The organism is Wolbachia endosymbiont (group A) of Brachyopa scutellaris, from assembly GCF_964026995.1.
In the GTDB taxonomy this organism is placed as follows: Bacteria; Pseudomonadota; Alphaproteobacteria; order Rickettsiales; family Anaplasmataceae; genus Wolbachia; species Wolbachia pipientis.
Genome location: NZ_OZ034720.1, coordinates 264,833 through 277,295, shown reverse-complemented (window position 1 = coordinate 277,295; position 12,463 = coordinate 264,833). Strand labels below are relative to the sequence as shown.

Genomic DNA, 12,463 nt, shown 5'->3' with positions numbered 1-12,463 from the left:
GAGCTACATTAGGATATTTTTAAGGTGATGACAAGATGTATATAACCATTATAGGAATAGGGTATGTAGGTTTAGTATCTTGTGCAATGTTATCAGAGCAGGGTCATAACGTTGATTGCATTGACATAAATACTAAGAAGATTGAGTTATTGAAATTAGGAAAAATTCCTATATATGAGCCTGGATTAGCAGACTATTTAGAGAATAATATAAAGTTACAAAGGATAAGATTCTTCGATTCGTATTCTCAAATAAATCCCAACACAGAAGTAGTGTTTGTAACTGTAGATACTCCATCAGACTCCTTAGGAAATGCGGATTTAAAGAATGTATATAATTCAATAAGTAAAGTTTCTGAGAGAGTTAATCAAGATTGCTTAATAGTTATAAAATCAACTATCCCTCCTGGTACTACAAAAAATATATATAATTATTTATCTAATAAGGGCTACAACTTTGATTTGGGAGTTAATCCAGAGTTTCTCAAGCAAGGCTCTGCAGTATCAGATTTTTTATATCCAGATAGAATAATAATAGGAGTAAAAACTAAGCGAGCTAGAGTAAAACTAGAAGCTATATATAGATCATTTACAGATAGGAATATTCCGTTAATAGTCACTGATACAGTTACAGCTGAAATGATTAAATATGCTTCTAATGCTTTTCTAGCAACAAAGGTTGCTTTTATCAATGAGATGGCAGGTTTATGTGAGCTATTAGGAGCGAACATTGACCTTTTAGCTAACAGTATGGGAATGGACCATAGAATAGGTAAGGAATTTCTCAAAGCTGGTCCAGGATTTGGAGGATCATGTTTTCCTAAAGATTTATCGGCCTTAATAAGGCTTGCTGAAGATCACAATGTCAAGCTACAAATTTTAAATTCAGTTAAGGAATCTAACTATAATCATATAACAAACATTGCTAAAAAGGTAGAATATCTATTAAATGGAGTCCAAAATAAAAAAATAGCAATATGGGGGCTAACTTTTAAGTCTGGTACTGATGATGTAAGAAATAGCCCAGCTATAGATATTGCACAATTGTTAGTGAATAACAAGGCTAAAATTACTGCATATGACCCAATCGGGATGGATAATGCTAGGCAAGTTCTAAAGGATATAGAGTACGCGGACAATGCTATAGGGGCTGCAAGGGACGCGGAAGCCTTGTTATTGTTAACGGAGTGGAAAGAATTTAAAAATCAAGATTTTGCAAGTTTAAAGAGTATTATGGCTGCACCTAATGTTTTTGATTTCCGTAATTTATTAGATAGCGAGCTGTTACTAAGATATGGTTACCATGTTTATTCCTTGGGTAAAAAATCTATCTACAAAGTTTAACTGTTGAGAAATTTTTTTTACACCGCTTTACTTAGTTTTTTAAGATCTTTGCTTGATAGTATGGAAAAGCAAACGAGTGCAACAACAGAGCAAATGGAAAAAAATGAAAACATAATACTGTTACCACAGTGCTTAACAAGTACTCCTAAGAGCACGCATGAAAATATTGAACTTGCAATATACCCAAATAATCCTGTTAAGCTTACAATTGCACATACATTATTTTGTGGAGCAATTTCTACAGCTATAACACCTGTCAGTACTTGCACTCCAAATATAAAGAATCCTGATAAGATTGCACCAAGGTTCATAAGAATTATGTTTTGAACAAAGTTCATTGCAATAAAAGTGAGTGCTATACCCAACATGTAAAATAATGCCAGCAAGCTTCTATTTTGAAAGAAGTACATATCACTAATTCTTCCTGTGATTAAAGTTCCAAGGATTCCACCTAAATCATATACACCTGTTATTAGTAAGGATTGTACAAGAGAAATTTGTAATTTATCCCTTAAAATTATAGGAAACCAAAAGAAGATTCCCATTTTTATAATATAAGCACAAAAAGTAGCACAACATAGAAACCATATGGAACTTGTTACCTTGATACCTATTTGAGATTTATGCACCTTATAATAGGTAGTAAAGTTGGCAATTTCTTTGTAATATGCTTTTAATATTATATAAATTCCAAAAAGTAAGCATAAGAGACCAGAGTACAAAAATGCACTCTTTGCATCATACATTTTTATTATACTTGGTAATACAATTAAAGTAATACAAGAACCAAGTTGCTGAGATGCGCTCATAACTCCCCATGATGATGCAATTGAAGAGATGCTAGAGTTTGTAACCATAAACTTGGTAATAGCTGGCCAACCTAACCCTTGTGCCCAAGCTAATAATATTAATGTTAACAGTAATAAAGTTAGATTATTATATGATAAAGTTATACCAATGGTTAATAATCCAGTTGCAATATTGCATAGCCCAAACATAAATAATGGATTATTTTTGGAGTCCATGATTATTCCATTAACAAATTTTGATACTCCATAAAAAAAAGAAAAGCAGGCAAAAAAATAGCTTAATTTTACATGGTCAGTATCTATTAACAGTGGTAGAGCAATTGGTATACTTTGTCTTGATAAATAAAGCAGCATATATCCACAGAAGAATAGTAAATATTGAAAGAAGACAAAGTTCACACCTATTCCCAAATAGCTCTATGCAGATGCTAGCATAATACTATATTGGTATAATATTGTTTGACAAGAAGTTTGCAAACAATTAGTGCAGAAAATTACTTACTTAGTATCTTTCTTATAGCAGATACAGTAGCATTAATATCTTCATAGCTTATATCTCTATGTGTTATAGCTCTGATTTTACCTTTGATGTTAGCCATTCTAATTCCATAATTTGTCATTAGTACGTTTATTAATTCTTGAGTAGATATACAATTAGTACGTAATGAAAAATACGCTATATTAGTTTTATACAGGTCGATATCAATTATAACTTGATCTATGGAGTCTAGGCCTTCTATAAGGTGCTGCATTTTTTTATGATCTTCTTCTAAAGAATTTACATTATTATGTAGAGCATATAAACATGCAGCTGAAATAATGCCAGCTTGGTGCATACCTCCGCCAATTTGAAACTTATAGTACCAAGCTTTTTCAATAAACTCTTCACTTCCAAGCAATATTGCGCCCATTGGAGCACCTAATCCTTTACTAAAATCAATGAATACCGAATCAAAATAACTTGCATACTCCTTTGGAGATATTTTAGTATGAGCACAAGCGTTGAACAGTCTTGCTCCATCTAAATGAGTGAATACGTCATTCTCTTTGCAGAGACTTGAGATCTCTTGAATATATTCTAAAGGCCACACAGCTCCACCACCAAAATTTGTCGTTTGTTCGATAGAAACAAGCCCAACTCTCGGAATATTTCTTAAACTAGGACGAGTAATAAACTCAACAATTTGTTCTCCAGTAAATATTCCTCTCGTACCTTTGATGGGCAAAGGAGTGGCATGTGCCTGGGCTGCGATCAAGCCAGATTGTACTATGAGCGGATGTGAAGTTTCATCAAGCAGCAAGTAATCACCAGGTCTTTGAATGTGTACTTTATAAGCAATTACATTGGACATCGTTCCTGAAATCAAAAAGATTCCTGCAGGTTTACCTAATATTTTACATGCGGTTGCCACTAATTCGTTCACAGTTGGATCTTCACATGCAGCTTCGTTTCCAACTTTTGCTTTAGCCATCGCTTCCCTCATTTTAGCTGAAGGGTCAGTGTTTGAATCGCTAAAGAAATCTATTTTTATTCTCATACTAAATTTAACACAACCTCCTTTATAATTTCAGCAGCTTTCATGATATCTGTTTCCTTTATGCCAAGGTGAGTAACTGCTCTTATATGAGACTCGAGCCAAGGAAAAAGCAATAAACCATAGGCTTGGCATTTACTCAAAAAAAACTCATTAGTCACATTTAGTTCTTTTATACTAAAGCTTACTATGTTAGTTTCTGGATAAGGTAGTATCAGCTTTACATGTGGAATTTCTTTAATCTTATCTGCAAATAATTTAGCAAGCTTATTATCTTCTTTAAGCCTAGAGATATTATTCTGTAGTACATATTTTGCTGCATTAGCACAATACCCTATCTGATGATAACCACTACCTAGCCAAACCTGTAGCTTTTTAGCCCTTTCAATTATCTCTCTTTTACCCATAAGCATTGAACCAAAAGGAGCTCCAAGTCCTTTGGTAAAAGAAAAGCTCATTGTATCCACATACTTAGCATAATCTGCTAAAGCAGTATTTGTTTCAATATGAGCATTAAATATTCTCGCACCATCTAAATGAAGATTTACGTTGTGAGCTTTTAAGAAGTGATATAACTCGACTTGTTTTTCAAAAGGATAAATTTTACCATTAAACCCGTTTATACTATTTTCTATAGAAACAAGACTCACCTGAGCAAAAATTTTATACCTCGGCTTAGAATTAATAGCATATTCTACCTCATCAACATCTAAGATTCCGCTATTATTTCTAATACAATTAAATACGATATTATTTACTTTTGCATTGCCTGCACTATCGAAAAAATTAACGTGATAATTATAATGAGTTATTAGTTCATCACCAGGACTTGTTTGACTGGCAATGGCTAATCTATTTGCAAGCATACCGCTGGTTACAAACAATGCTTCTTCTACTTTGAATAATTGTTTGCAATATTCTGATAAGTCATTACAGCTTTTGTCTTCACCGTAAGCAAAATCTCCAACAGTTGCATTACTTATTGCATATATAACGTTGGAGCTCTGCAGAGTTGTAGTGTCACTTCTCAGATCAATAATTTTTTCCATCTTCTTTTTCGCTATTCAAACAACCAATTTGAGCATTCCAAAGTTCCTTGTAAAGACCTTGCTTAGAAACTAGTTCAGCGTGTTTACCATCTTGGACAATTTTTCCTTTGTTAAATACTAGAATTCGGTCCATATGTAAAAGTGTAGAAATACGGTGTGCTATAGTAATGGTGGTTTTATTTTCCATCAACTTAAATAAACTCATTTGAATTGTTTTCTCTGTTATAGAATCTAACTGACTAGTTGGCTCATCGAGAAATAATATCGGAGCGTTTTTTAGAAATGCTCTCGCTATGATTATTCTTTGTCTTTCCCCTCCAGATAGCTTTATGCCTTTTTCTCCGACTACAGTTTCATATTGATCTGGTAGAGTCATAATGAAATCATGAATACCAGCCAGCTTTGCAGCTCTTATTATTTCTTCGATAGTAGATTGAAGTTTACCATATATAATATTTGCTAAAATAGTATCATGAAACAACAATGGTTCTTGAGGTATTACAGATATTTGTTGCCTCAAAGAACTCTGTGTAACTTCCGATACTACTTGATTATCAATCTGTATATTACCTTTTTTAACATCAAATAGCCTTATGATTAAGTTTATAAAAGTAGATTTACCACCTCCAGAATAACCAACTAGACCTACCTTTTCGCAAGGATTAATGGTAACTGAAAAATCTTGAAATAATGACTTCTGACCCTCATAAGAAAAAGAAACATTATTAAACGTTATTCTTCCACTTAATAAATTTAATTCTTTAGCATTTTCCTTATCTTGAATTTCTGGTACGGTAGTCAAGATTGGCAATGCATCTGAAACTTTGCCGAAATGAGTAGAAAATTGGGTAAGATTCCTAGTTAGATGGTTAAGAAACTCTATAATCGATATATTAATTCCAAGTACAAGAGCAATATCTCCTATTGCAATCTTGTTCAATTGATAATCATGAATTAAAAAATACAAGTTTACTGCTTGGAGTATATCAAATGAATAGCCATATATAAACCAAAGCCAAAAGTATGCCCATTGTAATTTTCTTTCTGCAATAGTTTTTTTCTTGCATACTTGAAAAAATTTATGCCTCTCATGCGCTTGCCGAGAAAATAACCTTACTGATATAACATTTAAAATACTGTCGGCTATACCCGCTATTACTTGTGAACTTTGTTTAGAATGATCATCAGCTAATCTGGTAAGCACCCGAAAACTGAAAACCGAAATCAAAATAAAAATGTTCACCCAAATGAATGTAGCTATTGCAAACTTTATATTTACTAGTGATAAAGTATAAATAGCCAAGATTAATGCTATACTATAACTAAAGAAACAGTCTATAAGCAGTCTTATTAGCTCTATCACACTATCCATTAAGTTACTGACCTTATATACTAAACTTCCAGATAGGTTGTTTTGATAATAGGAATGGTCTTGCTGAAGCAGCCTGTAAAAAGACATATCAGCTATTTTTTGACGCATTGAGGTAAACATTCGAATGTCAACAAAATAGCCATAGAATCTAAAAGCAGTAGTAATAAGTAATGCCATACAAACATAAGCGCTTACAGGTAATAAAAGATTTTCAATTACATTACCTTCTTGATATTTTACAGCTGTATCTAAGATATTTTTTACTAAATACTTTCTAAAAGATAAATCAACAGCCACTACTAGGGCAACCAGGAACATTACAAGCACATTAAGCTTAAACTTGGATAAGATATTCAAAATGAACACCAATATATACTTGAAACTACCAACTCTACTTTTGTTCATTTATAATGCTAGCTCCACCACATTGACTTTTTTATTGAGAAATACAAGCAGTGAAAACCATAAATTTTTGTATATTTTTCCTGAAATGTCTCCAGCATCATGTAGTGCTGACGCTTGATTCAGAATAAGTAGCTTATATAAATCTCGCTTAGCTTCAGCAGTGTTGACCTCAGAAATATTTGTAGTTGTGTCTGTAATAAAGGCTAACCAGCTCTTAATAAGTTCTTTCATGTTTTTTGCTTTTATACTTTCTTGGTAGCCAAATAATGACAAGCATTCTCTCAGTATAGATTCTGTTAACTCACCACAATTGAGTATACCAAAAACTGAAGGCTGAGGTTTTGGCACATAGGGAAGGTCTTGATCTTTTACAATCCACCTTGTTACATAAGCAAATCTATCTTTAGCATCTGTATTCTTATCACTACCATGCCATAACCGTGAATCAAAAACTATCGCATCTCCTGATGAAATAGGTAGTGACTTAATTTTATAATTTTCTCGGTTATCTGAGTACTGATCAAAAAAATATGGATACCAAAAATCAACTAAAGGTTGTATTTCCCATTTATGACTGTTTTCTATAATTTGCAGTGCACCTGAAGTTTCACTGACATTATTCAAAGCTAACCAAACGGAAAAGTGATAAGGATCATTAAAACTATAGGAGATGTCTTGATGGAAGGGAACTGCATCTATTAAATCAGCAGTTTTACATATAACATTTGATTTTTTCTGCAGTATCTGACACTGAAGTGACTTTTCAAGATGATTTTTGATAATTTTATCTAATACTTGAGACACAATTTTAGTTACCTGCGATGATGTGCCCCACCTTCCAGTGCAGTTTAAATAGTCAGAAGTTGGAACACCTAATTCTTGAGATAATTTCGATATCTTATTTGTGATATCATTTAAAGATAGGGTTATTGATTCTGAAGGAACTAAATTTTTGATAATGAAAAAACCATTTTCTTGTAATGCTTTCATATTCTAATGTCAATAACTGATAAGTAACCTGTTAAAGGTACAATACTAAAAATTTTACGTCCTTTGACTTGTTTTAGTATTCTTTCCCAATTACTTAATGCTCTTAGTTTACCCCCTGTTTCAACCATTATATTAATATCTACAGCACCTCCAACTTGGGAGTGGTAATCTAAGATAGTTTCTATCACTAAAATGCGTGGTATTCCTTTGGCCAGTTTCAAATAAGATATCACCTTGTTGTCATCATAATGCTGCAAGAAGCGACAAAAGATGCCCAGTTCATAATCTACAGCTGATAATTCTTCTTGAACTATTGGTTTGACTTTTAAATCTTCTATTACCATAGGTACTTTATGTTCGTTATAATAATATAAATCCATGGAATCCTTGTTATATATGTCAGAATAAGCAAGAAATAAAGAGTGTACACCAAACAGCAATATATTCCTAGCGCCATTCATATCAACCATGGAATTAAACTTTTTAGTGTCGAATATGGAATATCCTAGCAATGCCTGATAAAATGCTGCCTGCATATCTTCTGATGGTTCTTTCTCCTTGAAAGATTTAAATGAAGGTATCTGTTCTTGCCTTAATATATCGGTAATTTTTAACCAATTCTTTTCAGCAGCAACTCTTGCCCACATTATCGCTGCTTGGGGCAAAAATGGTATTTCCTTAAAGCACTTACCTTTTGACGATAGTTGCCATAAGCACTGATTCTTATCGTAGTAGACAAACTCTATTTCCCACAATGCCCTTAGCAGCCTTTCCAGGTTTGGGACTGTAATGCTTAATCTTTGAGATAGAACTTGGGTAGTTGCTGGTAAGACACTTAGCAAACCAAGTTCAATAGCAGCATTTGTTAGATAAGTTTTCCAAAAAGCCGAAAGTTCTGCTGAGATTTTATGTACTTGAGATTCTTGATTTACTTGGGACTTTTTATCTAAAGTAAAAATACTAAATTTTATGTTTCCGGTAATATCGATCTGCCCTAGTGTACCCTCAAAGGTTTCAACTTTTGCCATACTATTATAGAACGCATCAACCATTTTAAACCTTTGCTGGTAGACAGGATTGCCGTTGACATCTATATGAAACCAACCATGCTGATCTTCCGCTATAGAATATCCTTTGTGGAAAACGTTAAGTTTCTTATACCACTGGTTATGCAATAGTTTGCCATGATTATTGATGTGTGTAGCTTTACCATCTTTGTAAACCACAGCAATACCATCCTTAAAATCCCCAACATAATCATATTCTTCCTGATAAATCCTATTGCCATTTAAATTAATATGAAAACATTTACCACGTTTTCTAACTACACAAATATCTTCCTGATAATTTCCAATCCATTGATACGACTGTTTGTATACTCTACATCCAGATGGATCAATATGGTAACACCCTGTATCATCTTCTACGGCTGCTCTATTGAAATAGAATCCAAAAGTTTTTAGAAATCTATTATGATAAACTGCTTCTCCTCTTACATTGATATGATAAGCACCTGTCTGATCATAAACCGGTGCAAGACCGGGCTCATGAAATTTACCAACCTTTATAAACCTATTTTCATATAAAGGATCCCCTAGCAACTCGTGAAACCTCTCACACGGTGAAGTTTTAATAGATTTAAGATTATCTTTGATTAATTGATCAAAGGTTTTCTCATGTTGCATGTTTTGCATAATTTATAATTTAAATAATTCTTTTGTAAGCTTAGGTACTCACTACTCTGCCATATTTCCTCGAGTTTAACCTCATTAACATTACCAAAATTTCCTAATGTCTTACGGAGTTCATCTGGAGCACAGCAAGGACTAAACTTTCCTTCATTGTTTATCCATGCTTCTTTACCTAAAAATGGGCATTGACCACCTGGAGCCAAATCCTTAATACCTTCTTGAGAAAGGATTGTGAAATTTTCTAATTTTATCTTTTTACCATTTGGCAATAGCATATTATCTCTAAGTTCATATAACCTTCTCACCTCCGTGTTCCATCTACTAATTGCTAATTCATCTCTTCTCATAGATAGATCCTTAATTTCCTTAAAATGCGCCCAAAGATGATGTCCTTTAACTCTATCTATGCCATTTTTTATGGCCATCTTAACTATGTCATAGAGTTCATGTAAATTACTTTCCAAAAATGTTAATTGTAAAGTAACGGTACACCTTTCACCTATATCGCTAAAGTATTTATCTCTAACTTCAAGGAAAGTTTTTAAATTTTCTGTCACTACTTCCCATTTTGAACCTTTCATGATTCTTTCATGAGTTTCTTTAGTTGCCCCATTCCAGGAAATCTTAACATCAGATAAAATTGGTACCAATAGTTCAGCCCATTTTCTAGCTCCTTTAATAGGAAAAGAACCATTAGTCGTGAGGTTAAGCTTCAGGCCGAACTCATGGCACAAATTGATTATTTCATCAAAGCTTTTATACATTAAAGGCTCACCCATAGTAGAAGGAATGATTTCCCTTAAAGGTGTGCCAGCTGCTTCCTTAATTACTTTTCTGATAGTTTCTATCGACAGTATCTTAGGTTTTATTCCTTGAGCTTTCTTCTCTTCTTTAACTTTGCTGTATGGTGAAAAACATTCGCACATTATACAAGCAAAATTGCAGTAATCTGGATTAGTATCAAAAGTAATTCTCCAAGGACCGGGTTTCACAGCTACTGATTTGCCTTTCTTTTCAATAGCATTACGGTAAATCTTGTTAAGTTTCTCAGTATGCTCACTTATAGAAGGTATATTTCCATTTTCAGTATAAGGATAGCCTTTTTGGGTAAGTTTACTATATAACTCCTGATCTGTAGATAGGACTTGCATTTTTTCTGACAAACTACTTGCATCTCTGTGCTTAAATAATAGTCCATCTCTTACATATTCTGCCATGCCACCATAATCGGCTGTTATAACTGGTATTCTAAGTTGCTGTGCTTCATGTATTACTAATGGTGAATTTTCACCCCAAATTGAAGGAACAACTATCGCATCAACTTTATTAAATACATCAGTAACTATATTTTTATTGTTATAACTTCCCATCCATTCTATTCTTTCTTTAACAATAGGTAAAAATTGATCGGTAATCGCTTTTAAAGCTCTAGTTTCTTCTCTTGCTGCTCCCCAAATTCTAAGTTTTGCTTTAGATGATAAGTGAGAAAAAGCCTTCAATAATAGGTCAACACCTTTCTCGGGAGTATGAGTACCAATATAACCGAAAATAAACTCTTTTTCTTGTATTCTATTTCTATTCTTAAGACGATTGAGATCAAAACCATAATCAAGATAAGAAATTTTGTTTATCGGAACATTAAAATCCTGAGTAAATTTATCCATCAAGAATTTCGATGGGGAAATAAAGTAATCTATATAGTCTATTATTTTCCTTGTGTGCTTCATTCTAGTTGCAACCCATTGTTCCCAATAATTTATGTCTAAATTCAGGAATTCTTCATCTCCTGTAAAATATCCCTTGTAACATTGGGTTGCACATTTTTGATCCTTTTGTCCATCACAAAGCCGTAATAAATCTTCAGAATTACGTTGAATAAGCCTTCCTCTTGGACACATTAACCAAAAATCATGTAGCGTAAAAATTGTAGGTATATTTTCTTTAAAAGCAACTTCTGGTAAAGTAATTGATAGATGATTAAGATGACCAAAATGTATAAGATCTGGCTGAAAGTTATCTATTATTTTTTTAAATTTTATATTTACTTCTTCATTGATAAATTTGTAACGATATTTAGCTGTAGGTATATTAATTAAATGCAGTAAGATTCGGGAATCACTACGATCTAGGGCTGTAGTATAATGAAAATCAGGTAAAAAGCTATTTTCATACCTAGTAAATACTTGTACCTCATTGTTATTGGCTAGTTCATGGGCAAGAGTTTGGCTGTAAACCTCCGAACCAGCACTATAATAAGGAGGGTAACCATGAATAACTTTTAATATTTTCATATATTACCATATCTATATTGTTAGGATATTCTTGTGTATTGTTTTGTAGACTTTTTATAAATTTACTTAATCCTACTTCTAATGAATGCTTTGGAGACCAACCAAGTAGCTCTTTAGCTCTAGTAAAATCACCATGGAACTTAGTTACGTCAAAATTTCTTGGAGGATAAAAATCAATTCTAGAATTACTTTTCGTGACTTTTAATATTGTTTTTGCTAAGTTTTCTAAAGTACATGGGCTATTAGTAGTAAGATGAATAGCAGGAAGAGAAGATTTTTCGCTTTGTAAATATTTTACAGTTAAGCATATACCCTCTATAACATCATCCAAATAGGTAAAATCAAAAACACATTCTTTACCTTCTATTTTAATTGGATCACCTCTTAATGCATTAATACAGAGTGCAGAAATTACTCTACTGTTATGATCTAGTAAACCACCATATACATTTGAAAAGCGTAATATTGCTACATTAAAATCTTTTAAACTTGTTATTTGTTCCTCAATAAATGCTTTACCTTTGGCATAATTATTTATTGGATCGATACTAGCAGATTCTGTAACCGGCAGTTCCTTCTGCTCTCCATAGACTTCCCTACTACTTGCATATATAAACCATGGTTTATTTGGAAGTGACTTATATAACCCTAAAAATTTCATTGTACCATCAACATTAATTCTTTGACACAGTTCAGGATAAAGTTCACCATGTATAACTCTAGAAATTGCAGCCAGATGAATAACCCCCGTGCACTTAGCGAGTAGCGGCATTATATCTTCTGAAAAAAAACTGAGTGGGTTGTCGCGAAACCTAATATCGCAGCTTATTACTTCATAACCCTGCTTTTCTAACTTTTCTACTAAAGCCGATCCTATCAAACCTGCAGCACCTGTTATTAATATTCCCATGTGTCCCTCTCACTACAACCAGGAAAATCTTTCACACCTATCATCTTACAAGTAAGACTTAAAAATCA

The 12,463-nt window shown here is 33.0% G+C and carries 9 protein-coding genes; 1 reads left to right on the top strand and 8 read right to left on the bottom strand.

Annotated elements, in window-relative coordinates:
* Positions 1 to 35 precede the first annotated feature (35 nt).
* Entirely contained in the window at positions 36 to 1,343 is a 1,308-nt protein-coding gene (locus AAGD93_RS01365; RefSeq protein ID WP_341819617.1) for a UDP-glucose/GDP-mannose dehydrogenase family protein, read from the top strand.
* Between the two features lie 17 nt (positions 1,344 to 1,360).
* On the opposite strand, the gene AAGD93_RS01360 is transcribed toward AAGD93_RS01365, so the two are convergent.
* From AAGD93_RS01360 to AAGD93_RS01325, 8 genes are all read right to left on the bottom strand, one after another.
* Positions 1,361 to 2,506: an MFS transporter gene (locus AAGD93_RS01360; protein WP_341819616.1), complete on the bottom strand. Its 1,146-nt coding sequence runs from the start codon at positions 2,504 to 2,506 to the stop codon at positions 1,361 to 1,363.
* 140 nt (positions 2,507 to 2,646) lie between these two features.
* A complete protein-coding gene (locus AAGD93_RS01355; protein WP_065094357.1) occupies positions 2,647 to 3,690 on the bottom strand; it encodes a threonine aldolase family protein in 1,044 nt (347 codons plus the stop codon).
* Positions 3,687 to 4,736 (bottom strand): GntG family PLP-dependent aldolase, encoded by a 1,050-nt coding sequence (locus AAGD93_RS01350; protein WP_341819615.1) that lies wholly within the window; start codon positions 4,734 to 4,736, stop codon positions 3,687 to 3,689. Before AAGD93_RS01350 ends, AAGD93_RS01355 begins: the two co-directional genes overlap by 4 nt.
* Positions 4,720 to 6,513: an ABC transporter ATP-binding protein gene (locus AAGD93_RS01345; protein WP_341819614.1), complete on the bottom strand. Its 1,794-nt coding sequence runs from the start codon at positions 6,511 to 6,513 to the stop codon at positions 4,720 to 4,722. Before AAGD93_RS01345 ends, AAGD93_RS01350 begins: the two co-directional genes overlap by 17 nt.
* Entirely contained in the window at positions 6,514 to 7,503 is a 990-nt protein-coding gene (locus AAGD93_RS01340) for a phytanoyl-CoA dioxygenase family protein (protein WP_341819613.1), read from the bottom strand.
* Complete coding sequence (locus AAGD93_RS01335) at positions 7,500 to 9,197, bottom strand: WG repeat-containing protein (RefSeq protein WP_341819612.1); 1,698 nt, start codon at positions 9,195 to 9,197, stop codon at positions 7,500 to 7,502. The genes AAGD93_RS01340 and AAGD93_RS01335 overlap by 4 nt, the downstream gene beginning before the upstream one ends.
* Complete coding sequence (locus tag AAGD93_RS01330; RefSeq protein ID WP_341819611.1) at positions 9,158 to 11,485, bottom strand: glycosyltransferase; 2,328 nt, start codon at positions 11,483 to 11,485, stop codon at positions 9,158 to 9,160. The genes AAGD93_RS01335 and AAGD93_RS01330 overlap by 40 nt, the downstream gene beginning before the upstream one ends.
* Complete coding sequence (locus tag AAGD93_RS01325) at positions 11,442 to 12,395, bottom strand: NAD(P)-dependent oxidoreductase (protein WP_341819610.1); 954 nt, start codon at positions 12,393 to 12,395, stop codon at positions 11,442 to 11,444. The genes AAGD93_RS01330 and AAGD93_RS01325 overlap by 44 nt, the downstream gene beginning before the upstream one ends.
* Positions 12,396 to 12,463 lie beyond the last annotated feature (68 nt).